This is a genomic window from Kordiimonas aquimaris (assembly GCF_025574485.1).
Taxonomy (GTDB): Bacteria; Pseudomonadota; Alphaproteobacteria; order Sphingomonadales; family Kordiimonadaceae; genus Kordiimonas; species Kordiimonas aquimaris.
Map to the genome: position 1 here is coordinate 321,431 of NZ_JAOBPO010000001.1, position 26,442 is coordinate 347,872.

Consider the following 26,442-nt stretch of genomic DNA (forward strand, 5'->3'; position numbering starts at 1 on the left):
AGTGAACCCCATTGGTTCTTGAGCCCTAAGGTAAATAATCATGGCAGCGGCCATCGATAAAATCGCAAGCTTTGTCTCGGTAGCACCTTTGTCGCGCTCAACATTGCGCCGGGATAATCGCCGTCGTTATGTGTCCCGCTTTATCCGCTTAAGTCTAAAAAAACTGCGCGAATGGGGTTATGGCACCTCACTTTACGAATTACGCCTTAAGGGGCGCTTGCCACTGCAATTGCTTGGCAGCCCTGACGATCCTGCGCCGGGCAATGCCACGCTTGGGTCAGCTATCCTCGGCGGCGACATGCTTTATGACGGGGAACAACACCCTCTAAATGAAACATTCTGGGCCGACCTCAGCAATGCAACACCTGCGTTCAAACAATATGCGCACTCTTTTCACTGGCTACAGGATCTGGCACATGTGGCAGATCAAGCGAAAGCGCGTTCCACAGCAGAAAGCATCACCGCCTGGTGGTTAAACTCATGCAATATCTGGCATCCGGAAGTTTGGGAAACGGAAACATTAGCAAGGCGCTATATCAATTGGGCGGCGCATGCACCACTTATCCTTTCATCAGACGATCTGGTATATCGCTCAAAAGTTCTGTACGCGATGGCACGCCAACTGCGCCATTTAGCGCGCTCTGCAGGCGATGCACCTGTCGGGTTACCCCAGATATATAGCGCTTCTGCCTTAACTCTAGGCGGATTATTGTTGCCAAACAGTGAAGCCTGGCGCGTAAAAGGTGAACGTGCACTAGAAAAGCATATTAAGGCCTTCGTACTACCAGATGGCGGCCCTGCCAGTCGCAACACATCTGACGCTATTCGTACAATGCAAATGCTTATTCTAGTACGCAGCACCTACATTGATGTAAACGCTGACTTGCCACCGTGGGTACAAGTGACATTGGACAGATTAGCACCGTTTGTACGCGCAATGCGGCACGGAGACGGTACTTTTGCACATATCGGCGGCGTGTCAGCCGAAGGTGGTCACGGCACAGATGCAATCCTTGCGGCAAGTGAAGCAAAAGGCAAAGCCATTGAAAACGCGCTGCACACTGGAGTTCAGCGTGTCGTTGCAAACACCACAACACTAATTGTGGACACAGGCACACCGCCTGCACCTCATCTGTCATTTAAAACCGCGGCAGCCACCAGCGCCTTTGAGCTTTCTTCTGGGCAAGAACGCATCATCGTTAACATGGGCCCAGCAACAGCAAGGGGCCCATTGGCAGACCTTGCCACAATGGCGCGTACGACAGCTGCAAACTCCACACTGATCATTGCTGATAAAAACAGTAATAAGATTATGAGTGACGGCACACTCGGTGCCGGTGTTAGCGAAATACAAACAACCCGCGAAACGTTAGAAAATAGCGTCTCCATCAAGACAATTCATAATGGCTACGAGAAGCGTTTCGGTGTTTTGCACGAGCGCACCTTAAAGCTTAAGAATGATGGCCGGCGGCTTAATGGCCACGACAGATTATCTGGCCGAAAACTTAAGAAACTTGAAGGGCAAGTTGTTACGTTGCGGTTTCATCTACACGCTGGGGTGTCTGCACTGAAAGCACCAGATGGACGCATTACGCTTGAAACGCGAGGCGGTAAAACATGGATATTCGATGTGGAAGGCCTAACCGCAGAAATTGATGACAGTCTTTATTTGTCACAACCCGACAACCCGCAAGCCAGCAAACAAATTATCATTTCCAGCACCGCAGATGGCAAAAGGCCGCTAGTAATCAATTGGACACTCACAGAAATAGGCATATAACGCCCCGCGCAACATGCAATGTGCGGTAGATCAATTAAGAGGCAATCTAGCTCATGACAACTGTTTCGATCAAACGCGCACTTCTCTCTGTATCTGACAAAACCGGGCTAATAGAGCTAGGCAAGGCACTAGCGGATACCGGGGCAGAAATACTATCTACAGGTGGATCTGCAAAGACGCTTCGCGATGCTGGTGTGCCCGTTAAAGAAGTTGCAGAACACACCGGCTTCCCTGAAATGATGGATGGCCGCGTTAAAACCCTGCACCCAACCATCCATGGCGGATTATTAGCACTGCGAGATAACGCTGGTCATGTTGCTTCAATGAACGAACACGACATTGGGCCAATCGATCTAGTAGCTATTAACCTTTATCCATTCGAAGCAACCGTTAAATCCGGCGCAGATTTTGAAGCATGTATTGAAAATATCGACATTGGCGGGCCAGCCATGGTGCGCTCTGCAGCAAAAAACCATGGATTTGTTACCATTATAACGGACCCGGTAGACTATGCAGCCGTTATCACCGAAATTACCGAGCACGGCGGCACAACACTTGATACGCGCCGCAATCTTGCAGCGAAAGCATATGCTCGAACAGGGTCTTATGATGCTGCAATTGCGCAGTGGTTTACAAACCAGAACGATGAAACCTTCCCTGACCGCCTACCTTTTGCCGGTGAGAAAAAACAAGTCTGTCGTTACGGTGAAAACCCACACCAAGCCGCAGCTTTTTACAGTAATGGTGAAAATCGTCCTGGTATTGCCACGGCTACACAACACCAAGGCAAGGAATTGTCTTACAACAACCTAAATGACACTGACGCAGCTTTTGAGTTGGTTAGCGAATTTGATCCAGCAACACCAACAGTGGCCATCATTAAGCACGCAAACCCATGCGGTGTTGCAAAAGGTGCAACTCTTCTGGACGCTTACAAGAAAGCGCTCAAATGTGATCCTGTATCTGCGTTTGGCGGTATTGTGGCGCTAAATGGCACACTGGACGCTCAAACTGCTGAAGCAATCATTGAGATATTCACAGAAGTTATTATTGCACCTGACGCCACAGACGAAGCTATTGCCCTTCTTGGCACCAAGAAAAACCTGCGCCTACTAACAACAGGCGGTCTGGCTGACCCACAGCAAAGTGCGCAAATGGTTAAAACAGTTGCCGGTGGTTTCCTTGTCCAAAACCGCGATACGGGACGTATTATGGAAGAAGACCTGAAGATAGTGACACAACGCAAACCGAGCACGCAGGAAATGGCAGATATGCTGTTTGCTTTTCAGGTTGGCAAACATGTAAAATCAAACGCAATTGTATATGTGCGTGACGGCATGACAGTTGGTGTCGGTGCCGGTCAAATGAACCGCAGAGATAGCAGCCGCATTGCCGCACTACGTGCCGGTGAAGCTGCTGAAATGGCCGGTGACAGTGAAAGCCTTGCAATCGGAAGTGTTGTAGCTTCTGACGCTTTCTTTCCATTTGCTGACGGCCTTCTAGCCGCCGCAGAAGCCGGGGCAACAGCCGTTATTCAGCCTGGCGGCAGCATGCGTGATCAAGAGGTAATCGATGCCGCAAATGAAGCAGGTCTTGCCATGGTATTTACCGGCATGCGTCACTTCCGGCATTAGGGTCAACGACAATGTATCAGCAGTTTCGGTCAGCAACACAGGAAGATGTCGATTATATTCTTGAACTGGAAGCCTTGCCTCAAAGCAGGTTTGTCCACGGCAATGATCGTGCAGGCCATGTTGCTAATCTTAATGATTCAACGATGCAGTATTTCATTGCTGAAGATATCAACGCAAATAGGCTTGGCTTTGCACTGTTACATGAAGAAGAAGACGGTACTCTGGAATGGCGGCGGATAATTATTGAAGCAACCGGCGGCGGCATTGGTCGTGCCTTCATGGTTGCTTTAATCAAACGTTTTGACGCCAACAGCGTACCCAAAATATGGCTTGATGTTTATGAACAGAACATCAAGCCCCAACGCTTGTACCAGTCGCTAGGTTTTGTCGTGACAAAGCGTATTCCTTATGAAGGCGAACCAAAAGGCACGCTCGTTATTATGGAACGTGCACACCCTTGACGGAAACCACCCACGCTTTCATAGTTATAGAGACAGCATCCATATAATAGAGCACAATACACCATGGTAACTTCATTGATCATTATTGACGACTTTCTGAAGGATCCACATGCCCTGCGCGACCTTGCTCTGAAGCAAAACTATCCAGAGTATGACAAATTACCGCCATTTCCGGGGCGCAATTCAGAACACCGACAGGTCATCAATGGCTTAGATCGTAAGATATCCGAGATTGTGGGCGAACCACTTGTGCCAGTTGAAGGTACCTCTTATGCCAAATTTCGCCTGGCTCTGGACGGCGATAAAGGAACGCATAGTGTTCATATTGACAACGTGCACTGGACTTCAATTTTATTTCTGACGCTACCTGAGCATTGTCAAGACGGCACACATTTGTTTCATCACATTGAAACAGGTACAGACCGCGCGCCCTACCACCGAGACGAATATTCAAAATACGGCGGTGCCACCACACAGCAAGAAGTGCTTGATAACTCTGTCAACAAAGACTCCAACGACCCGTCTAAATGGGGAAAAATAATGACAGTGCCTATGCGCTTCAATCGCATGATGCTGTTCCGGCCCCAACAATGGCATGATGCGGGTCTCAGTTTTGGTGATTGCCCTGAAAATGGTCGTTTGGTGTATCTGAGCTTTTACAACAACGCGAACGGCTGAAACATATAAACGAACAGGCACGATACTGTGAGAAAATCTCTAATCATTGTTGATGACTTCCTGAACGATCCGCATGCGCTACGCGATATTGCGTTAAAGCAGGAGTACCCAACTGAGAAAGGATCACGCAACTATCCGGGGCGCAACTCTCGCTATTCACAGATTATCAATGGTTTTGATCAAAAAATCCGCGAAATTATCGGCGAACCCATCGTGCCAGAGTTAACGGCCTCTCATGCAAAGTTTCGCCTTGCCTTGGAAGGCGACGAAGGAAAGGACGGCGTTCACATAGACCCTGTGAACTGGACCGTTATTCTTTATCTAACACTTCCAGAACACTGCAAAGGTGGCACCCACCTGTTCCGACACATTGAGACAAATTCAGATCACGCCCCTTTTAACGAGCAGCAGATGCTGGATATGGGATATTCCGATCAAGACGTTTTCATGAAGAATGTTATTGATAAAAACACCAATGACCGCAGCAAATGGGAAGAGTTAACTACAATTCCCATGCGCTTTAATCGCCTTGTTATTTTGAAACCTCAACAGTACCACGATGCAGGCATTAGTTTTGGCGACTGTCCAGAAAACGGCAGACTGGTTTATATTTGTACGTATAATTAATGTATTTGATCCTGATGAGGGAGAATGACCGTGATTAGGTCTGTCATTGTTGTAGATGATTTTTTAAAAGACCCAAATATTCTGCGTAATGCTGCACTTGCTCAGAATTATCCCAAACTGGACACACCACAAGTTTATCCGGGGCGCGATTCTGAGTTTCGGCAAGTCATCAATGGTTTTGATCAGAAAATATGCGAGCTGATTGGCGAACCTGTTGTGCCTGTGATGACATCTTCACATCAGAGGTTTCGCCTTGCTTTGGAAGGTGAAAAAGGTACAGATAGCGTGCACATCGACAATGTGCATTGGACCGTTATTCTTTACCTGACATTGCCTGAACATTGTCAGGGCGGTACACACCTGTACCATCACATCGAAACAGGCACCGACCGCGCGCCCTATAACTCTCACGAACTTGCTGAACTAGGCTTTCAAAGTCAGGAAGAGTTTCTGGACGGCGTTATCAATGCAAACACAAATGACTCCAGTAAATGGGAAGAGATAATGACAATTCCTATGCGGTTTAACCGGTTGCTTATTATCAAGCCGCAACAATATCATGATGCAGGGATAAGTTTTGGTGATACGCCGGAAAATGGTCGTTTGGTTTATGTAAGTGCATACAATTATCCAAACGCACCAAGGATGGCAAACCCGTCATAAGTTGTTATGCTTCCATTTGGGCATATGATCACTAGGTGTGATCCATAAGGGGGATAGATTTATGTTTCGGATAGTTCAAATAATGTCATTAATTTTAATGGCATTCTCGGGCGTTGGCACAACAAGCAGTCAGGAAAACACAGGCACATACGCCCTTGTCGGCGGCATGCTCATTGATGGTTACGAAGCACCACCCGTTCACAACGCTGTTGTCCTGGTTGAGGGTAACCGGATCATTGCCGCTGGCCCAGCACATGAAGTGACAGTACCTGACGGCACACCCATTATCGACACACGCGGCAAAACAATTATGCCCGGGCTGATCGATATGCATATTCACCTCGACCTTATCGGGCACGGGGACTACGACGAGTATTACAAGTTTCTGCGCGGCACCGAACGCCTTCCAGAAGTCATGCCTATTGCAGCCAAGCACATGATGCGAGCCGGCGTTACCACTGGCGTCGACCTTGGTAGCCCGTTTGATATCCTCGAAACGCGCGACCGTATTCGCCGCGGCGAAATTCCAGGTCCGCGTCTTGTCATCTCAGGCCCATGGATTACGCGCATAAAGCTGGACGGTGTACCGGACAGTTATCAGATTGTTATTAGCAGCCCGGAAGAAGCTGCGGAAAAAACACTGGAGCTCATTGAGCGCGGTTCAGACGTTATCAAAACATGGCTCGGGCTAACCCGTGATGATCTAAAAGCCATTGTTAAGGCTGCACATAGTAAAGGTGTCAAAGTACATTCTCACCTTTATAAAGTGCCTGCCATGTGGGACGCAATAGCTGCCGGCGTTGATGTTATGCAGCATGTTGGTAGTGCTAAAATGCCGCCATACCCTGAAAACTTACTCCGCAAAATCACAGAAGATCGCATACCTGTTATTCAAACAATTGCGCATCGTATCTGGGTGTACCCTGCCACGACAGATAACCCAAGCCGTTTAGACACGCCCGAATTACAGGCCGATATCCCTGATGATATCTATGCTGAAATGCAGCGCAGCTTTAAGAATTTTCGCGCATTGTCATATTTTAAAGACACACCCGACGAAATTCGTCATTCCAAAATCAATGCCCGTCAATTTATTGAAGCCAATGCCTACATGGGTGTCGGCACCGATGCCGCCAGCCCGTTAAACTTCCACACAGAAGCAATGTGGCGCGAAATGGCAGCGCTTGTTGACAGCGGCATGACACCGGCGCGTGTTATCACCGCAGCTACAAAAACAGGTGCTGAGATTTTAGGCAAAGGCAAAGAACTTGGCACTATTCAGGCGGGTAAACTGGCGGACATCATCGTTGTCGATGGCGATCCACTGTTTGATATCAACGCGATGAAGTATGTCGCCGTCACCATCAAGGATGGTCGTGTGTGGTTTGATAAGAAATACACCACAGATGCACTGACAAAAATTGGCACTGCATTTTAATCAGTCTATACCTAATCCAGAGCCGCTTTGATCTTGTCAGCAAACATATCAAGGCGGCTTTGCTCGTAGGGTATAGCAGGTACAACGCCCCACACCGGCCCCGGCCACGCCGCGTCTGTTTCAAAGCGTGCGATTACATGTACATGAAGTTGCGGCACCATATTACCAAGCGCCGCCACATTCATTTTATCCGCACCTGTAACAGCCTCACAGCATTTCGAAACGTGTGTTATTTCGTGCATCAATGTTTGCTGGTTAGCGTCAGATAATTGATGAATTTCACGGATACCCGCTATTTGCGGCACCAAAAGCAGCCACGGATAGTTTGCATCATTAATTAAGCGTACCTCACAGAGTGAAAGCATCGTTACGTGAGCCGAATCTTGCGCCAGTTGTGGATGTAGCTCAAATGATTGATGTGTTTCATTCATTGTACGGACGCCGCTTTGCTGATCAGCGCTTCAAAGAAAGCAACTTGGCGTACCAGATCATCACGGTGCATGGCTTCGTTGGTGCCGTGAATGCGCTTGAGGTCACCGGGACGAAACACAAAAGGCGTAAAGCGGTATACATCATCAGATACACCATAATAAAACCGGCCATCAGTCGCTTGAACAGTCAGCGTCGGTGCAGTGGGGATAGGGCCAAACACATCTTTAATTGTTCCTGCGATCATCGTGTAACCCTCACTGTCAGTGGATGACATGCTGGTAGCATCACGGCCACCAAGCTGTTCAACAACCACGCGGGGATCATCAATAATCCGCCTGGCGCGCTCAATCACACCGGCAACAGTATCACGCGGATGTATGCGGTAATTCACGATAGCCTCACCGTATTGCGGCAAGATATTGGACTTTGTTCCTGACTGCATCATGGTAAAGGCCGTTGTTGTATGCATGAAGGCTGCAAGGGTTGGGTTTTCCGCTAACTGGTCGCGCAGTAACGGGCGTGTAGCCCACAAATTTGCAATGGCAACACGCGCACCAAAATCCATTTCGGGCGCAACCGACATTAAAAAGCGTTCCAGATTTTCATCCAACACCAGTGGATAAGGATTGTCCGTTACCAGATACCCTGCACGCGCCGCAAGGCTTGCTGCTGTGAATCGTTTAGGCGCACTTGAATGGCCTCCTTCATCTTCTGCCGAAAGCTTCAATGTAACGGAGCCTTTTTCGCCCAATGATATAAGCGCAACGGTGCTCTCCACACCTGGCACCGCCCCTTCAACCATGGCAGAGCCTTCATCAATCAGCCACGAAAACTGTATCCCGCGTGCCTTCAGCAAAGCAGCCATTGCGCTGGCACCACCGCCACCAATTTCTTCATCATGGCCAAACATCAGGTAAACGTCGCGGTTTGGCACAAAACCTTGTTGGGCAAGTTTCTCTATAGTTTCCATCAAGGCGATCAGCATGCCTTTGTCATCCATTGCTCCGCGACCCCAGATCACGCCGTCATCATCAATGATGCCCGCAAAAGGGTCGTGCTGCCAATCTGCAAGACCAAATGCCGGCACAGGCACCACATCCATGTGTGCTGTAAAAGCAATAGGTTTCTTTGTGGCATCGCTACCAGGCCATCGGTAGATAAGAGAGTAATCTGCCACAACCTCCCTGTTCATGGCCACATGCGCCGCAGGGTATGTGTCTTGAAGAAAGGCGTGAAAACCAGCAAAGGCGGCATGGTCCGGCGCTGCACCGTCACCTGTGCTAATTGTTTTAAAACGAATCGCAGCAGCAAGATTTTGCGCGTAACGGTCACGCACTTCTGGTGGGGCTGAAATTTCCTGCATTGCAATAGGAGCTCTGGCAGGCAACAACATTAGCGTTCGCGCCACCGCAATAACAGCAACAAGGGTAATACCGCCGATAATAATAAGAGCCAACCGTTTCACAAAACATCCCCCGGACACAAGCCATGTTTATACAGACTTCAGTAATTGAATTTTGTGTAATGTAGAGCGAGATGTCCATGTGTGCAAAAAAAGGGAGGCGAACCTCCCTTTTTAAAAATGGTTTATGGCATTTACGCATGACCAACGAGCTACAGCATTATGATCATGTAGTCATTTTTTATTTAGCCGCGATTAGGTACAGGCTTTGGCGCCGGTTTCTTAGCTGCCATTTCTTTTGCCCATGCAATCGCATCCATACACTTCTTCTCAGCGGCCTTTTTATCCGCCTCAGAACCTTTTTCTGCTTCTTTTTTGAGGTTAATGCACTGAATTTCAGCGCGTGTCATTGGGTCGAGCAGTTTATCATTTTCATCAACCGGTTTCGGTTGATCTTGCGCCGCCGCACCCATTGTCATGCCAAGTATAGTTGCTGTTAATACAATTGCTTTTTTACCGTAAGTCATCGTTCAATTCTCCATAATGCGGATGATCAAAGGATGAAGTTGTTTTAACAAACCCCGCGCATTTTCGGTGTCAGGTTGACCTCACAACCTCACCGCACGAATACGTATCCACCCATATGTGCCCCCGCATCCGATGTAGATGAATATGATCTGTCAATGTGCCGAAAATTGGCCGGAAAGAAGGCGATACCGCGTTCTTATCAAACAATATATACCTAATCATCAGGGCGTAATAACATCAATATTTACAATACTTTATCTTTAAATTTGCAGATATTAATTACTTTGCATTTGCCGCAATCAGGCTTGCGGGCCTTGCAAATATAGCGTCCATGCAGGATCAACCAGTGATGCGCATGCATACGAAATGGCTCGGGAATCACCTTCTCCAGCGCTCGTTCTACCTGCAGCACATTCTTGCCCGGTGCAAGACCTGTGCGATTTGACACACGGAAAATATGTGTGTCCACCGCGCACGTTGGATGGCCAAATGCAATGTTCCGCACAACAAGCGCCGTTTTGCGGCCCACACCCGCAAGCGACTCGAGCTCTTCTTGCGTTTCCGGCACTTGCGACCCAAACTTGCTCACCAAATCTTCACAACATTTCATTACATTTTTAGCTTTGGTGTTAAAAAGCCCAATGGTTTTGATGTGCTCTTTCACACCGTCAAGACCCAACGCCAACATCTTCTCCGGCGTATCCGCAATAGGCCACAGGTTTTTCGTTGCTTTGTTTACGCCAACATCGGTCGCCTGCGCCGATAAAAGAACCGCAATAAGAAGCGTGAACGGGTTAACATAGTCAAGCTCACCTTCGGGGTTTGGGTCATCGGTCGCCAGCACATCGAAGAAATTGAAAATATCTGTACGGTTCAATTTTGAATATTTGCCAGCCATTAACCAATATCCCTTGCCAGTTCATCAACAACACGCACCAATCGCTTTAAGTCCACATCCCGGGACAGACGGTGATCACCTCCCGGCACCAGAATTACTTCCGTATCATTGCCTGTCAGATTAGCCGCAATACTTATCGCCGTTTGCCAAGGCACATCAGGATCTTCAGTGCCCTGGATTAAACGCACAGGTATGTCCAAATGGATAGGGCCGTGGTTTACACGGTTCTTCCAACCATCATCAAACAGGTCGCGGGTAAAAATATACGGGTCCGGGCCGTATTCAGAATACACTTCCAGCCGACCCGTACGCGAAATTGTTTGCCGGTCTTCCGCCGATAACTCTTCCCAGTGACGGGTGGTAAAATCAGGTGCAGCAGCAATGCCAACCAATGCCTTCACACGGCTTCGGCGTGCTTTCGCAGCTAATAAAGACACCCATCCACCCATAGATGAGCCCACCAGAATTTGTGGTCCTTGTGTCAGCGCATCAAGTACTGCAAGCGCATCCTGCGTCCACAAACCAATGGTGCCGTCTGCAAACACACCAGACGATTGGCCGTGCCCCATGTAATCAAAGCGAAGGAAAGAGCGGCCCATTTGCCTGCAATATGCTTCAAGTGTCAGCGCTTTACTGCCTTCCATGTCACTCATGAAGCCACCAAGAAACACAACACCAGGGCCTGCACCTTCTGTTTTATGATAAGCGATTCTGGTGCCGTGAGTGCTCTCAAAAAATGACGGCTGTGTCATATAGCTTCCCGTATTGCTGAATTGTGGCTTGTGGGTGACCCTAACAGGCCTGTTTTTAAGGCTCAATAGCTGAAAACCCTAGCCTTTGCTTGACTTGCGCGCAGGCTACCGCTAACCCGCTTGTTCCATTAATTTTAATCACGGATCAAGAGGATACCATGAGCGATAACAATAGTGCCCAAAACCCGGTCAATCTGCGTCTGCCCGACGGCAGCGTACGCACATTTGATGGTCCGGTGACAGGCACGACGTTGGCATCCGATATTGGACCGGGATTACTCAAGGCCGCACTTGCCATTCGTGTGAATGGTGATGTGTGGGATTTGTCACGCGAAATCATCGCCGACGCCGACGTTGCCATCATCACTAAAAATGATGAGGAAGAAGCACTGGATATTCTGCGCCACGACTGTGCACACGTTATGGCCGAAGCAGTGCAGGAACTGTTTCCCGGCACACAGGTTACTATTGGTCCCAACATTGAAGATGGTTTCTTCTATGATTTTGCACGCGACAAGCCCTTCACCGAGGAAGATCTCGCGGTAATTGAAGCGCGCATGCATGAAATTGTGAAGCGCAACGAAGACATCACACGTGAAGAGTGGGACCGCGACGAGGCGATCAAGCATTTCGCATCTATTGGTGAAAAGTACAAAGCCGAGATTATTCGGGATTTGCCAGAAAGCGATACAATCACAGTTTACCGTCAGGGCGAATGGAAAGACCTGTGCCGTGGGCCTCACTTACCGTCTACCGGCAAACTTGGTGACGCTTTCAAACTGATGAAAGTTGCTGGAGCTTATTGGCGCGGCGACAGCAAAAACGAAATGCTGACACGCATTTACGGCACTTGCTGGCGCGACAAAAAAGAACTGCGCGCCTACCTGCACCGACTTGAAGAAGCCGCAAAACGAGACCACCGTAAGCTCGGTAAGGAAATGGGCTTGTTCCATTTGCAGGAAGAGGCGCAAGGTTCAGTTTTCTGGCACCCACAAGGCTACAAGGTGTGGCTGGAGCTTGAGAAATACATCCGCGGTCGCCTTGGTGACAGCGGGTACAGCGAGATCAAAACACCACAACTTCTGGACAGCAAGCTTTGGGAGCAATCAGGCCATTGGTCCAAGTTCCGAGAAAACATGTTTGTTGTGCCTGATGAAACACCAAACACTGAAGAAGACGCACCCGTCATTTCCGGTACTGCAAAGTTGATGGCTTTGAAGCCAATGAACTGCCCTGCACATGTGCAAGTGTTCAAGCAAGGCATCAAAAGCTACCGCGATCTGCCAATCCGGTTTGCGGAATTTGGTTGTTGTCACCGCAACGAAGCACACGGAGCTTTGCATGGCTTGATGCGCGTTCGCCAAATGACACAGGATGACGGCCACATTTTCTGCCGCGAAGATCAGGTAACGGAAGAAAGTGTTGCCTTTTGTGAATTGCTGGCAAGTGTATACAGCGACCTTGGCTTCCCTGAGTTTAAGGTATTGCTGGCAACGCGCCCTGATGTGCGTGCAGGTACCGATGAAATTTGGGACAAAGCTGAGGCTGCGCTAGAGCAAGCGCTGCGTTCTCGCGGCATCGACTTTGAATATGCGCCAGGTGAAGGTGCGTTTTATGGACCGAAGCTTGAGTTTCACCTGTCAGACGCTATTGGTCGTACATGGCAGTGCGGAACACTGCAGACTGATTTCGTACTACCGGAACGGTTGGACGCAACATATGTTGGTGAGGACGGGACAAAATACCGCCCTGTCATGCTACACCGCGCTATTCTTGGTACATTGGAGCGTTTCCTCGGCATCATGATCGAGCATTACGCAGGCCGTCTACCTTTGTGGCTAGCACCGACTCAGGCTGTGGTAACGCCCATTACATCGGATGCCGATGATTATGCGATCCGTGTACACGCAGCACTTGAAGCAGCAGGAATGCGGGCCTCACTTGATCTCAGAAACGAAAAGATCAACTACAAAGTACGGGAACACAGCCATGCTAAAGTACCTGCCATTGTGGTTGTTGGTCAGCGCGAGGCAGAAAATGAACAGGTAAGTATTCGCCGCATTGGTTCTAAAGACCAAACTGTACTTGGCCTTAGTGAGGCGATATCTGCGCTAAGTAAAGAAGGGCGCATGCCTGGAGCATAATAAACGAACCGTTTCACGGCTTTGCAAGAGCCGCGTTAACGGGTATAGTAACAAAGGATCGAGGCTTGAAATATTCATGCTTCGACCCCAAATCTGATGAAACAGTCACAGGAGACTAGACATACGTAGAGGGAATTTTGCGGGACCACCTAAACAGGAAGGACCGCGCGTAAACAATAGTATTAGCGCCAACCAGGTGCGATTGATCGGTGCAGAAGGTGAAAACCACGGCGTAGTATCACATGAGCAGGCAATGATAATTGCCAAGGATAGTGGGCTTGATCTCGTAGAAATATCACCAAACGCTGAACCCCCCGTATGTAAGGTTCTCGACTTCGGAAAGTTCAAATACGAACAGCAGAAGAAAGCCAACCTCGCGCGTAAAAACCAAAAGACGCAAGACATCAAAGAGATAAAGATGCGTCCGGGCATTGATGTGCACGACTATCAGACAAAACTGAAAAAAGTACATCAGTTCATCGAGAACGGTGACAAAGTGAAAATGACCATCCGTTTCCGTGGCCGTGAAATGGCACACCAGCAGCTTGGCATGGAAGTGCTGAGCCGTGTGGCAGAAGAAATGGAAGAAACAGCCAAAATCGAAGCGCGCCCTAAAATGGAAGGGCGGCAAATGATTATGGTGATCGCACCTAAATAATCTGCTTTGCAATTTATACTAACAAACAGTTTTAAAGCCGGCCTTAGGGTCGGTTTTTTATTGCGTAAGGCTTAAACCCTCAATCAATGACCATTATTCATACTTTTCACAGCAATATTCACCTATATTCAATTGGCATTCCCAGCAAGACTTCAAAAGAATGGCTTGTGTTATCAATAAGCTAACCGTCACACAATCCATAAAGTGGCACAAAGGAGACCAACATGAAGTTTGGCGATTACATAAGGCAGAAACGGGAGACCACAGGCTGGACCCAGCCCGAGGCCGCAGCGAAGGCAGATATTGAACAATCATACCTATCCAAGCTTGAAACCGGGAAAAGCTACCCATCCGAAGAGGTGTTTAACAAGCTGGTAAACACCCTTGACCTAAACATCGAAGAAATGGCACGCACTGTTGGGTCGCAAGAGCTAACCAGGCTGCGTGAAATTAAGGATGTACGTGCTATTGTACTGCAACGGCAACAAAACCAGCAACGCTTCATGCGCAGTTGGCTTATTGCCGGCCTCGTGATGCTAGTGATAGCTGGCGGTGTACTTGGCATGTCAATCTCAATGGTAGCAGACGCAAAAGCCGACTACATGTATCGCTCCGAAGGTGTGATACTTGAAGGAGAGCCAACCAATGTGTTTGAGTTGATCAAGCTTGGTGCCAGACCTAGCGTAAAACCTCTCAAAGACAGAATTGCATACGACTTTCAAAAGCTTGAACAACACCAAGGCAACGAATACATCAAGCCGGTTGAGGGTGGTTACAGGCACTACCAACTGTATGCCTCCATGCCTCAATATGATTTCCGACTTATTGGTTGGCATTTAACTATTGGTTTCATGCTGTTGTTTGGCGGCCTCGCAAGTTTTTACATCGCGCGGCGCTGGCAATAAGCCAAAGACATTAAAACCAGCCTATAGGCTGGTTTTTTGTTGTGTAAATTGCAACATTTGCCCAGAATGGCCTCCTTTGTGTTCCCTCAAATGAGCAGGTGAATTATGGATCTTGTTGGCATGCGCACTTTCTGTCGGACGGTTGAGGAAGGAAACCTGACCGCGGCAGCCAAAGCGCTACACATTACAAAATCTGTTGCATCACGCCGCATTCAAGCACTAGAGGGTGATCTGGGCATACGCTTGCTGGCACGCACGACACGCGGTGTCACACCTACAGACTCAGGCGAACAGTTCTACGCGCGCTGCCTGACCATCCTCGCAGATGTCGAAGACGCCAAACAAGCCGTTAAAGGCACAAATGATAATTTGGAAGGTCACCTCCGCATTACCGCGCCGCGCAGTTTCGCAGACAGTAATCTAGGCGCACCGCTTACAGCCTTCATGAAATTGCACCCAGGTTTAACATTTGATCTGCATTTGTCAGATGAGCGCGTTGATGTCATTAGTGGAGGTTATGATCTAGCCTTACGCATCGCACAAAACCTTAACGACACCAGTTTGATAGCTAAAAAGCTTACCAACATACGCGGGCATATTGTTGCTAGCCCGGCATATATTGAACAACACGGCACACCTCGCTCACCAGACGAGTTGAAAGATCATAACTGTGTTTTCTATGCTAACGTGGCCGCCAGTGAACAATGGAAGTTTGTCGGTGCTCACGGCACTCACTCAGTACGCGTGAAAGGTGCCATGACAACAAACTCAGGTGTCATGCAGCTGGCTGTTGCAAAAGCCGGGCTTGCTGTTGTTTCATTGCCGCGCTTCTTCCTGCGTGACGCATTGGATAACGGTAAGGTTGTTACATTACTTGATGATTGGGACCACCCCGAAAGGTCTTTATATGCACTTTATCCGGAACGACGCCTTTTGCCCTTGAAGGTTCGTATTCTGGTTGATTTTCTGAGTGACTGGTTTGCCAATACAGAAAATAATCAACATATCTGACAAGATACCCTGTTCGCATATTTGCAACACTGGTTTGTGCTTTCCCTGACTAGTGCAAACCGTTCTCCCTATCTATCTCTTGTGGCAAGGAAACAAATAACTTCAGGAGAAGAATAATGGGCTTGCTTGTTGACGGTAAATGGGTTGATCAGTGGTATGATACCAAATCAACTGGCGGGCGCTTTGTGCGCAAAGAAAGCCAGTTTAGAAACTGGATTACACCCGATGGCTCTGCTGGGCCAACGGGCTCAGGCGGCTTTACAGCAGAAGCTGACCGCTATCACCTTTATGTTTCATATGCTTGCCCGTGGGCGCACCGTACATTGATTATGCGTGCACTTAAGGGACTTGAGGGCATGATCAGCGTATCGGTTGTCGGCATGACAATGCTGGAAAATGGCTGGACCTTTGATGAGCAGGACGGCAGCACAGGTGATGCCTTGTTTGGAAGCGAATTTATGCATCAAATTTATACACAGGCAGATAGTCAATATACTGGGCGCGTAACGGTGCCTGTATTGTGGGACAAAAAAACGGGCACAATCGTCAACAATGAAAGTGCTGATATCATCCGCATACTTAATACGGCTTTTGATGAATTGGGCACAAAACCCGGCGACTATTGGCCCGAGACACAGCATAAAGCCATCGAAGAGATTAATGCTCGTATTTATGACACTGTTAATAACGGTGTATACAAAGCTGGCTTTGCCACCACACAGGCAGCCTATGAAGAAGCACTAACACCCCTGTTCGATTCGCTTGATTGGCTAGAGGATATACTCAGCAAACAGCGTTACTTGCTAGGTAAAGGTTTAACCGAAGCTGACATTCGCCTGTTCACTACATTAGTGCGCTTTGACCCCGTCTATGTCGGCCATTTCAAGTGTAATATCCGTATGATCAAGGACTATCCGAATCTTTGGGCATACACCCGAGACATCTATAGCCAGAGCGGTGTTGCTGAAACTGTGCATATGGATCATATCAAAACGCACTACTACGGTAGCCACAAAACCATTAACCCAACCGGTGTTATTCCTGCTGGCCCTCGGCTGGATCTAACCAGGCCACATGGCAGAGAAAGCATGTAAGTTGCGGCTTCTGTATAATTAAGGTTCTGCCGCTTTCGTATTCTCGATAGCGGCAGGCATATCCGCGAGTAGCACTGTAATTAATGTATCAAGGGTTTTGGATGCATCATCTTTGCGCATGATATGCGACCGGGTCCATACATGCACATATCCGTCCGTTCGGATAAGGCGCAAGCTTAGTATATTATTACCATTTCCATCGCGGCTGATAGTGCCCGCAATTAAATAATCCACCTCTAGCCACCGCGACACATCACCCATACCCAAAGCGCGCTCTGGGTCACCGAACAGCTCTGCTGCTGACACAACCTCAACAACGCTCTGTTTTTCGGAAATCTGAGATGCAACACGCACAGACATTTCTTTAAGAACAGGTGTCTGCGTTTTCCCCTCAACACTGCTGTGAAACGGCATAACGGCAAGCCGCAACGGTACACTCTCGGGTACCGTGTCTGACACAAACCAAAACACTGAAAATATAACAGCAACAAGAGCCACGAGAAGAATAGCTATAGAACGCCGAGACACATTGATCTGGCCATCAAGGGCATCCACTGTACCAATGAACCTGTAACCAACCTTGGGCAAGGTCTCGATATAGCGAGGATTCTTCGAGCTATCATCAAGAACTCGCCGAATGTCACGAATGCAGGCGTTGATCCCATGGTCAAACTCGATAGTGCGGTCATGCCAGATCGTCTCACGTATTGTATCACGTGTTACCACGTCACCAGCATTTTCAACCAACAAGGCAAGCACCGCAGCAGACTGATGCTTTAATGACATAATCTGTGCATCGCGCTTCAAAACAAGCGTGTTCGGCTCAAACACAAATGCGCCAAACCGGTATGATGTGTGTGTGGTGTCCCTCATCATACAATCGTAGCAAAACACCAAGCTTCGCGCGACGTCAGAATAACAGTACATAAAAAATACAGGTCAATTTAGTTGGGCAACTACAGTGCTCTAACTAGCCTGATCCTCACAACAAGCGGTTTCGCCCGCAGTTACGACAACAAAATACCGCATAGGCGGATAATGTGAGGATAGAAACATGGTTAAACAAAACATCATTTCCGGCTTGCTGTTGTTCTGCATCAGCATCGTGCTCGGCCCATATATGATGCGGGGTTTGCAAAAAGAAGAAGCGCAGGTTGCTGCCAATACAGAACTACGTGAAGCGTTTGGCGCTTTATCTGCCGCCCGCAAAGCAGCAGACAGTCAATCAACCACAGAACAGACAGAAGCTGCAACACCGCTTGATGTAGCAACAGCACGCGCTGCGACCGCGCACGTAAACTACGCTTTCGCAGGCTTCCGCAAAAGCCACATTACAATGACCCACGCACACGGCAACCTACAGGGTATGTTTAATATTCTTGTAGGCTTGTTTCTTGCTCGCATCGCTATCAACCGCTGGCAAATGCAGATTATAAGCTGGGGTATGATTGCGGGTTCATGGATTATGGTTGGTGCGCTTATGCTTGGTAATATGTTTGGTCAACGCTGGGCATTTCAAGCAATTGCATCTGGCGGCACTGTTCTCATTCTTGCTCTTTTTGCCTTAACCTTAGCGGTAATCATTAAAGGTTTTAAGGAAGACAACCCAAGCTTAACGAGCTCATCCTAGAGCGGCCAAGGTTGCAAGTCGGTGTTGCACACATGCGAACACCGGTTTGCAACCTACCGCACTACCAGCGAAAGGCACCAGTGCCTATCTTTTCTCCATGTTATAATAAACTCGGAGAAACACGATGAAACATCGTTCAATTCAAACACTATTTCCTGCACAGGCCGTTCCGGAAGGAAAGGGTGTTACCGTTCATCGTTCTATAGGGCGAAAAGGGATGAGCAAACTAGACCCTTTTTTGTTGCTGGATGAAATGGATATTAAAGCCGATGCCAAAGGCGTTGGTTTTCCTGAACATCCTCACCGCGGATTTGAAACCGTTACCTATATGTTGTCCGGTAGTATGCAACACCGCGACACTGCGGGAAATAAAGGCGAAATTGGCCCTGGTGAAGCACAATGGATGACAGCTGGGCGTGGTATTGTGCATTCAGAAATGCCAACTTCAACCGGGACAGACATTGCCGGGTTTCAACTTTGGGTAAATCTACCGGCCAAAGACAAGATGAAAGCACCCCGATACCAAGACGTGGCATATGACACGATCCCTACGTTGAGAGGTGATGGCTTCACCGCACGGGTCGTGGCTGGCACGCTACTGGGCACAGAAGGGCCAGTGAAAGAGATTGCTGTCAAACCACTATTTGCAGATGTTACCTTAACAGACAACGGCACAATTTCACTACCATTACCTACTGATCACACTGCCTTTGTTTATGGGGTCACTTCACTGTTTGACATAGAAGGAAAAACGGTCGCACCGCGCACACTTGCTGTGCTTACATCCGGCGACATATTACAAGTTTCCGGCGATGCAGGTACACGTTTTATTCTGGTTGCCGGTGCGCCTCTTCATGAGCCCGTTGCACGTTACGGCCCGTTTGTGATGAACACGCGTGAAGAGATTATGCAAACACTGGACGACTGGAACAACGGGAGCTTTATTGAAGCTCGATAGCATTTATTCGCCTGCACGCTCAGGCGTGCAGGCCTTCACTGACACGGGATCATTAACAAAATTGGTTTGAAAACATTCATCCAACAAAGAGCAATAACAAGCGTCTGCGGTTATCTGAAAACGGGCTTTATCAAGACGTGACCACGCTTCTTTATTCTCTTCATTTTCAATGGCAGAGAAAAATAGTAAATCTTCATTTGGCACTAAAATTAATGGAGGGGGATTACCTGTAATCGCGTTGCTAATACCTCTCGCCTTGTCCAATACCTTTTCTTCTTCAGACATGCAGCAAAGCCTATAAAGTTGACCAAAACCACCAACTGGTTCGCCTTTATATCGCAAATTTACCGTCTTTACTTTTGCAGGACCTACCCCAGAGTTAATAATTCTGAAATATACATTCCTTAACCGCCGTTCTTCATCATAATTACCGTGACTAATTTGCAAATACGGCCATGTTTCCGCCTGCACCTGTTTTTGAGCGGCCTCAGATTGCACATAGGCCGCATAAAAAGATGCCGCCGAAATCAGCACTGCACTCACGGCAATCACTAAATTCAGCGTATCTTTATCCAGTCGGCGCTTGCCTTTTTTCTCCGTCATATGCTCCCCCAGGCATTATCTTACCGCAGAATAGACCGTAAATGCCGCGCAGCAAAACTCAGCTTGGCGACGCTCAACCCGCCAGATGACAACAAGTCTTCTGCCAGTCGGTCCGCACGAATAAGTCGTGTTGCCTGCTCTTTCCTCCATGCACCAGTTGCTTGTTTCACTGTCATTTTATCGGCTTTTGAACACACTTTATGAACAAGGTCGCGTTGCTGATCAGCCAAATCCTCTAGGATGGCGCGCGTTGCCAGCATTTCCCAGTGATCCTCTGATGCAATCCGGTCTGCGCGTTGGCGAAGCCAGTCAAAGTTCAGCAAATCACCAAGAGCAAAATGTACACCGGCAACATAATCAACTGGCTTGCCGCATTCTTCGGCAACCATAATAATGTCTGGGCCAGATGCCAGCACTTCAAAGGCAGCAACAAAAGTTGCAAGGCCGTGGTCTACACCATCACCTTTCAGTGTGTCACGGCGCCCAACAAAAGCGGCCTGCGCTGGTGTGCTTAACACCTCCTGTTTGATGCCAAACAGCTTCTCAAACGGCGTTTTGAACCGCTCAACCAGTGCGCTCACGTTAAATGGCTGATCAAGGTTACGCAGCATCCACAAAACTTGTGTCTTAAGGCTATCGGAAACCGATTGGTGCATATCGTATTGTACAGACGCTGGCACTTTATAGTCCAACGCATTAATGGCTTCCCACTGCTCTTGCAGGCCAAACACTTCGCGAACAATTACGAACGCTGCAACGATATCTTCAACACCAAGGCCCGTTTCTTCCTTCACTTCGTATACAAATGTTAAACCCGCCCAGTTTACAACTTCATTTGCAAGCACCGTTGCAATGATTTCACGGCGTAGCTGGTGGTCTCTCAACTCAGTAGCAAACCGCTCTCGCAGCGTTGACGGGAAACCCCATTCAAGCTCAGGCTGAAGAACAGGGTCATCTATCAGATCACTTTTCACCAGCGTATCGAACAAAGACATCTTGGCATATGCCATCAGTGTCGCGATTTCAGGTCGCGTCAGGCCTTCATCATTTGCGGCAAGTTCTGAAAACCCTTCATCAGACGGCAAAAATTCAATTTCACGGTTCAATCCACCGGTCCGCTCCAAAGCGCGAATAAGGCCTAGATGATACTGGCGTGCATTGGCGGCACTTGCTTCCGCGAGCGAAATCGCCTGTGTCTGCAGATAGTTGTCAGAAAGTACAATATCAGAAACTTCATCCGTCATTACTTCAAGTAATGCGTTGCGGTCTTCCTTTTTCAAACTGCCTTTTGCAATGGCGTCCGTCAGCAGAATTTTGATGTTTACTTCCTTGTCGGAGCAATCAACGCCTGCAGAGTTATCAATGAAGTCAGTGTTCAAGCGGCCACCAAGTCTTGCATAAGCAATACGAGCGCGCTGTGTCATTCCCAAATTGCCGCCTTCACCGATTACTTTGACGCGCAGCTCTTCTGAGGTCACGCGCAGCGCATCGTTGGCACGGTCACCAACTTGCAGGTCTGTTTCATCAGGCGCGCGCACATATGTACCAATACCACCAAACCACAGCAGATCAGCTTCAGCTTTAAGTATCCGGTTGATAAGCGCAACAGGAGACAAAGAATTTTCTTCAGTACCAAGCCATTTCTTGATTTCAGCTGATAGTTTAATTGATTTTTCCGCGCGTGAGAAAACACCGCCACCCTTTGATATCAGCTTTTTGTCGTAATCATCCCATGTCGTGCCTGGTGTTTCGAACAAGCGTTTCCGCTCGGTCCACGCTTTGCCCGTGTCACCCGGGTTCGGGTCAATAAATATGTGCATATGGTTGAAGGCTGCTTGCAGACGAATTTTCTTGGACAGCAACATACCGTTTCCGAATACGTCACCCGCCATGTCACCCACACCGATAACGGTAAATTCGTCTTTTTGGACATTCACACCGCGCTCACGGAACAAGCGCTGCACACTGACCCAGCCACCCTTGGCGGTAATACCCATTTTTTTATGGTCATATCCAGCTGACCCACCGGATGCAAACGCATCACCTAACCAAAAGTCGCGCCCTTCGGAAATGCCGTTAGCAATATCAGAAAATGTTGCAGTACCTTTGTCTGCAGCCACAACCAAATATGGGTCATTGCCATCTCTGCGCACAATTTGCTTCGGCGCAATTGTTTTACCGCCTTTCAGGTTATCTGTCAGTGACAACAGGCTGGTGATAAAAGATCGATATGACGCCACACCTTCTTTCAAGAAAGCATCGCGGTCCCCAGAGGTTGGTAGTTGCTTGGGATAAAACCCACCTTTCGAGCCTTGCGGTACGATAACAGCATTTTTAACCTGCTGCGCTTTTACAAGCCCAAGAACCTCGGTGCGGAAATCCTCCCGGCGGTCAGACCACCGCAGACCACCGCGTGCAATCGGGCCACCACGCAAATGAACACCTTCCACTTGCGGTGAATACACCCAAATTTCAGCAAACGGCTTAGGCAGCGGCGCTTCCTCAACATCGCGAGATCGTATTTTAAACGCCAGCGCACGCTCATCAACGCGCTCCACGACACCGTCCTGATAATAATTAGTGCGCTGTGTTGCACTGATCACATTAACATAAGCACGCAAAATACGATCATGATCCAGGCTCTTCACACGCTCGAGTGCCACGGTAATCTTACTACGCACCTTATCTGCACAGTCATCACGTTTATCTTTAAATTCAGGGTCAAACTGCGCTGTAAACAACTCCAGCAACAGCGTAGATATCGCGGAATGCTCAACCATAGTATCAGCAATATAGTCTGGCGTATAACCCATGCCCAACTGACGTAAATATTTGCCGTAAGCACGCAGAACAACAATCTCGCTCCAGTTCATGGCAGACGTTAGAACAAGTTCGTTAAAGCCATCATTTTCGCTGGCCCCGCGCCACACTTTCAAGAAAAGGTGCTCAACCAACGGCTTGATCTGATCCATTTCAAATGGGCAAGGCGTTTCAAGCTCCAGTGAAAAGTCATGAATATGGCTTTGAGAACCGCCGCCCATTTTATAAGAATGCTCGGACAGTACACTGAACCCGATATTCTCGAGCACAGGCATACACCGCGACAGCGCAATAAGAGTGGAGCCATGATAAATTTTTAGCCGGAAACGGTTTTCACCGTCCGCCAGGTGATGATAAAAATCGACACGAAGATCATCTTCACCGTCAATTTCTTCCAGCTTAATTACATCGTAAGCTGCTTGCGCAGGCGTAAAAAATTCCCGATATGCAGCCGTGAAACGCACCTTGTAATCATGGTGCAGGCGATTGCCTTGTTCTTCACCTAAGTGAGCAATCAGATTTAGATGTAGCCTGTCATCCCAGCCTTGCGCCGCTTCAACAATTTGTTGCTGAATATCTGCTTCTTCAATGGTGGGTACATCACCCGGGGTTGTGCGTATAATGAAATGCCACCGGGCCAGTGCTTCCTCACTGAGCTTGGCATAATAAACCGACACCTCACCTTTGTACGATTCGCACAGAATATCTGCGATGGCTGTGCGCAGGCCAGAATGGTAATTTTCGCGCGGCACATACACAAGCGCAGAGACAAAACGACCAAATTGGTCAGGACGAATGAAGGCGCGAGGGCGAGGGCGTTCTGTTAACTGCAGCACACCAAGCGCGGTGTCGTATAACCAGTCCTCTTCAACCTGAAATAGCTCATCGCGCGGGAAATTCTCTAAAATATGCGATAGCGCTTTACCCGCAAATGATTGATGGCCAAGCCGTGCGCGCTTTTGGATGTTAGCGACTTTATTACGGATAAGAGGCACATCATGTGCAAACTGACTGTATGAAAGCGATGTAAACAAACCAACAAAGCGGCGCTCACCAATAGCATTACCTTCACCGTCAAATATTTTAACGCCAATATAATCAAGGTGCGATACACGGTGCACAGTCGATTTCACATTAGCTTTTGTGATGATGACAGGGTCTGGTTGCGTAAGGAAGTGACGTATTTCTGCGGACATCGGTGTCAAGCCATCTTTACCGCGGAGCACATATCTGTCCGGATCACGCAAAATGCCAAGGGCAGTACCGTCAACATGGTTGAAATCAAATGCTGCGGGGTCACCGTCAAAGCGGTATTCGCGGAAACCAAGAAAAGTAAAATGATCTGATCCCAGCCAACGAAGGAAATTGATAGTTTCCCCTACTTGCTCTTCAGCAATTGGTGGTGGGTTCACCGTTAATGAAGCAACGGTTTCGTCAATCTTTGCCAACATAGCACGCCAATCGCCAACGGCAGCGCGTACATCTTCAAGTGTTTTTTCAAGTGTAGTCTTGATATTTTCAAGTGCTTTGGGGTCCGATTGTGCGCTAACTTCTACATACATATAGCTTTCGCGGACACGCTCTGTACCTTTGACATAAGAACGCTTGCCGGCCTTATCTCGCGGCAAGTCAATAATCGGATGATGCATCATATGGATGCGGTAATGCATTGAAGATGACAAACAACCCGTAACAGAATCAACGAGAAACGGCATATCATCGTTTATGATCATGATCGTTGAATGGCGCGTTGTATTATCCGCGCCTGCTTCCGTACCTTGCGGGCCAGCAACGGTCACAATTGCCGTTCCCGGTTTACGTTTTTCCGATGCACGCCAGAGATTAACGCCTATAGAAAACAATTCTTTAGGTTCACGCATTAACAAATCATCAGGCGCAGCAAGGCTGTATAACTCGTCGAGAAATGCCTTCAATTCAGTTGCGGAACTACCCTTTTCGGTGTCCTTAATCATCTTGGTGAATGCGGCGGCCAAATGGTCGACAATATTCTGCTTACTCACGGTATGCCCCTAATTTGATGCATGATATTTTTTGATAAACACTAATCACGGTTCATCTCTTTTTGATAAGATTTCACGTGCGGCACGCACAATTTGATGCTCGCTTGAAGAAACAGGCGCCACCACTTCTGCGGTGCCGTCTTCTTTTCGCCGAACGAGCACCAAACTATAGTCATTGCGCAGGTTAATCTGATTAAGTGCTACTGCCGGGTGCGTTTTTAAGCGCGCCATTAGTTGTTCAACCGGCTCGACAGATCGCCCAAGTGAACCACCCTTTTTCAAAGATCGTTCGTTCTGAACACACCCCTTTATACCCCCTGGCACATTATTCAGAAAATTCACCAAACCGTCTGGCGTAATTTCATTGCGCGCAGCAAAAGATAATGCTGCTGCATATTCCGTAATGCGGGTTTTGTCGTAATCTTTGCCGAATGTTAGTTTTAATGCCGGTGTAAACGGCGCTCTCTTTTGCTGCCGCAAACCTTCCGTTCTGAGATATCTACGATAAGAAACCGGATCACGAGACGCAGCTATATGAAATGCAAACGTTTGAGCAAGTGCTGCATAAAGACCTTGCCTGCTTGTGTTGTCTGGATGCACAACAGCAGCACCAACTTCTGCGCATGTACTCGCCGCCGCCGCAAGGGCTTGGGCAAGCTCTTTGCCAGCAGGCTTATCGCCCGCTTTTTCTGGCAGCCGTTCACGGTGGTTAACAACAACCATCACAAACTGAGCACCATCGCCGTGCGCACTAAACGGCAACATAATACCGCGCGATTCAATCGACCGTTCTATAAACTCAAATTCAGCTGCTTGAGTTCGCCCCTCATAAGAAACAAACCGGTCGGCCAAAGCAGCAGCAAATTCATTACCCTTAATTGAATGCAGTAGCGTGCCCATTTCCACATTACCGCCCAAAACCATCTTAACGCGCGCACCACAAAACCGCACACTAGCGCCAGCTTCTGTAAAAGCGAGCAATAGGCAATTATCTTTAAATGGGCTTAGGCCTTCAGGCGTCAGGTCCGCAAAAAGAGGAAATTCTCGATCCGCATTCAAGGCATGCCAATAATCAAAAGCACGCAGGTGCAAACGTCGCTCGTGCTGTGCTGTCGCTGTCTGGCGCTGGGAAATGGTAGCACTGAATACAAAGTCGTCTTCCGCAGGTGCTGACACAGCACTAGAAGGCGTTTTTTGATTCGTTATGTCGCTATCATTCATGCTCATTGCACACATCACATAGGTGCCATCACACCTTATCATCTGCGAGGCTTTAGCCTTTTACGCGCCGACTATGGCACCGCC

General features: G+C 48.4%; 23 protein-coding genes. 14 read left to right on the top strand and 9 right to left on the bottom strand.

The genetic code is table 11. The annotated features are described in order from the left end of the window. Positions 1 to 40 precede the first annotated feature (40 nt). From OEU88_RS01535 to OEU88_RS01565, 7 genes are all read left to right on the top strand, one after another. A complete protein-coding gene (locus tag OEU88_RS01535; protein ID WP_262693338.1) occupies positions 41 to 1,780 on the top strand; it encodes a heparinase II/III family protein in 1,740 nt (579 codons plus the stop codon). Between the two features lie 53 nt (positions 1,781 to 1,833). After that, positions 1,834 to 3,414 carry a bifunctional phosphoribosylaminoimidazolecarboxamide formyltransferase/IMP cyclohydrolase gene (gene purH, locus OEU88_RS01540; RefSeq protein ID WP_262693339.1) on the top strand — a complete coding sequence of 527 codons (1,581 nt, stop codon included), beginning with the start codon at positions 1,834 to 1,836 and terminating at the stop codon, positions 3,412 to 3,414. An 11-nt stretch (positions 3,415 to 3,425) separates the two neighbouring features. Beyond that, on the top strand, positions 3,426 to 3,875 hold the full coding sequence (locus OEU88_RS01545) for a GNAT family N-acetyltransferase (RefSeq protein ID WP_262693340.1): 450 nt from the start codon (positions 3,426 to 3,428) through the stop codon (positions 3,873 to 3,875). 63 nt (positions 3,876 to 3,938) lie between these two features. After that, on the top strand, positions 3,939 to 4,553 hold the full coding sequence (locus OEU88_RS01550) for a DUF6445 family protein (protein WP_262693341.1): 615 nt from the start codon (positions 3,939 to 3,941) through the stop codon (positions 4,551 to 4,553). A 27-nt stretch (positions 4,554 to 4,580) separates the two neighbouring features. Further along, entirely contained in the window at positions 4,581 to 5,180 is a 600-nt protein-coding gene (locus tag OEU88_RS01555; RefSeq protein ID WP_262693342.1) for a DUF6445 family protein, read from the top strand. Positions 5,181 to 5,210: 30 nt separating this feature from the next. Next, positions 5,211 to 5,843 (top strand): DUF6445 family protein, encoded by a 633-nt coding sequence (locus tag OEU88_RS01560; protein ID WP_262693343.1) that lies wholly within the window; start codon positions 5,211 to 5,213, stop codon positions 5,841 to 5,843. A gap of 61 nt (positions 5,844 to 5,904) precedes the next feature. Further along, on the top strand, positions 5,905 to 7,281 hold the full coding sequence (locus OEU88_RS01565; RefSeq protein ID WP_262693344.1) for an amidohydrolase family protein: 1,377 nt from the start codon (positions 5,905 to 5,907) through the stop codon (positions 7,279 to 7,281). Positions 7,282 to 7,292: 11 nt separating this feature from the next. On the opposite strand, the gene OEU88_RS01570 is transcribed toward OEU88_RS01565, so the two are convergent. From OEU88_RS01570 to OEU88_RS01590, 5 genes are all read right to left on the bottom strand, one after another. Beyond that, positions 7,293 to 7,712 (bottom strand): HIT domain-containing protein, encoded by a 420-nt coding sequence (locus OEU88_RS01570; protein WP_262693345.1) that lies wholly within the window; start codon positions 7,710 to 7,712, stop codon positions 7,293 to 7,295. Next, positions 7,709 to 9,178, bottom strand: a complete 1,470-nt coding sequence (locus tag OEU88_RS01575) for a M20/M25/M40 family metallo-hydrolase (protein WP_262693346.1) — start codon at positions 9,176 to 9,178, stop codon at positions 7,709 to 7,711. Before OEU88_RS01575 ends, OEU88_RS01570 begins: the two co-directional genes overlap by 4 nt. Before the next feature lie 182 nt (positions 9,179 to 9,360). Continuing rightward, positions 9,361 to 9,642, bottom strand: coding sequence for a hypothetical protein (locus OEU88_RS01580; protein ID WP_262693347.1), 282 nt, complete (start codon positions 9,640 to 9,642; stop codon positions 9,361 to 9,363). A 245-nt stretch (positions 9,643 to 9,887) separates the two neighbouring features. Continuing rightward, on the bottom strand, positions 9,888 to 10,541 hold the full coding sequence (nth, locus tag OEU88_RS01585) for an endonuclease III (RefSeq protein WP_262693348.1): 654 nt from the start codon (positions 10,539 to 10,541) through the stop codon (positions 9,888 to 9,890). Then, on the bottom strand, positions 10,541 to 11,293 hold the full coding sequence (locus OEU88_RS01590; protein WP_262693349.1) for an alpha/beta fold hydrolase: 753 nt from the start codon (positions 11,291 to 11,293) through the stop codon (positions 10,541 to 10,543). The genes nth and OEU88_RS01590 overlap by 1 nt, the downstream gene beginning before the upstream one ends. A gap of 158 nt (positions 11,294 to 11,451) precedes the next feature. On the opposite strand from OEU88_RS01590, the gene thrS reads away from it, so the two are divergent. The 5 genes from thrS (at position 11,452) to OEU88_RS01615 (ending at position 17,105) form a co-directional block, all read left to right on the top strand. Further along, a complete protein-coding gene (gene thrS / locus OEU88_RS01595; protein WP_262693350.1) occupies positions 11,452 to 13,437 on the top strand; it encodes a threonine--tRNA ligase in 1,986 nt (661 codons plus the stop codon). A gap of 121 nt (positions 13,438 to 13,558) precedes the next feature. After that, the gene (gene infC / locus OEU88_RS01600; RefSeq protein ID WP_262694173.1) at positions 13,559 to 14,095 is read left to right on the top strand and encodes a translation initiation factor IF-3; all 537 of its coding nucleotides are present in this window, start codon (positions 13,559 to 13,561) and stop codon (positions 14,093 to 14,095) included. A 224-nt stretch (positions 14,096 to 14,319) separates the two neighbouring features. Continuing rightward, the gene (locus OEU88_RS01605; RefSeq protein ID WP_262693351.1) at positions 14,320 to 15,000 is read left to right on the top strand and encodes a helix-turn-helix domain-containing protein; all 681 of its coding nucleotides are present in this window, start codon (positions 14,320 to 14,322) and stop codon (positions 14,998 to 15,000) included. Positions 15,001 to 15,105: 105 nt separating this feature from the next. Continuing rightward, positions 15,106 to 16,011, top strand: coding sequence for a LysR family transcriptional regulator (locus tag OEU88_RS01610; RefSeq protein WP_262693352.1), 906 nt, complete (start codon positions 15,106 to 15,108; stop codon positions 16,009 to 16,011). Positions 16,012 to 16,127: 116 nt separating this feature from the next. Further along, complete coding sequence (locus OEU88_RS01615; RefSeq protein ID WP_262693353.1) at positions 16,128 to 17,105, top strand: glutathione S-transferase family protein; 978 nt, start codon at positions 16,128 to 16,130, stop codon at positions 17,103 to 17,105. A gap of 18 nt (positions 17,106 to 17,123) precedes the next feature. Here OEU88_RS01615 and OEU88_RS01620 read toward each other — a convergent pair whose 3' ends face one another. Continuing rightward, positions 17,124 to 17,936 (bottom strand): winged helix-turn-helix domain-containing protein, encoded by an 813-nt coding sequence (locus tag OEU88_RS01620; RefSeq protein WP_262693354.1) that lies wholly within the window; start codon positions 17,934 to 17,936, stop codon positions 17,124 to 17,126. A gap of 223 nt (positions 17,937 to 18,159) precedes the next feature. On the opposite strand from OEU88_RS01620, the gene OEU88_RS01625 reads away from it, so the two are divergent. Next, positions 18,160 to 18,735 carry a hypothetical protein gene (locus OEU88_RS01625; RefSeq protein WP_262693355.1) on the top strand — a complete coding sequence of 192 codons (576 nt, stop codon included), beginning with the start codon at positions 18,160 to 18,162 and terminating at the stop codon, positions 18,733 to 18,735. Between the two features lie 124 nt (positions 18,736 to 18,859). Beyond that, a complete protein-coding gene (locus tag OEU88_RS01630) occupies positions 18,860 to 19,693 on the top strand; it encodes a pirin family protein (RefSeq protein ID WP_262693356.1) in 834 nt (277 codons plus the stop codon). A 3-nt stretch (positions 19,694 to 19,696) separates the two neighbouring features. Here OEU88_RS01630 and OEU88_RS01635 read toward each other — a convergent pair whose 3' ends face one another. The 3 genes from OEU88_RS01635 to OEU88_RS01645 are packed head-to-tail and all read right to left on the bottom strand — an operon-like array spanning position 19,697 to position 26,364. After that, the gene (locus OEU88_RS01635) at positions 19,697 to 20,296 is read right to left on the bottom strand and encodes a hypothetical protein (protein ID WP_262693357.1); all 600 of its coding nucleotides are present in this window, start codon (positions 20,294 to 20,296) and stop codon (positions 19,697 to 19,699) included. A gap of 20 nt (positions 20,297 to 20,316) precedes the next feature. Next, the gene (locus OEU88_RS01640) at positions 20,317 to 25,137 is read right to left on the bottom strand and encodes an NAD-glutamate dehydrogenase (protein WP_262693358.1); all 4,821 of its coding nucleotides are present in this window, start codon (positions 25,135 to 25,137) and stop codon (positions 20,317 to 20,319) included. A gap of 45 nt (positions 25,138 to 25,182) precedes the next feature. After that, complete coding sequence (locus tag OEU88_RS01645; protein WP_262693359.1) at positions 25,183 to 26,364, bottom strand: PAS domain-containing protein; 1,182 nt, start codon at positions 26,362 to 26,364, stop codon at positions 25,183 to 25,185. Positions 26,365 to 26,442: the final 78 nt, after the last annotated feature.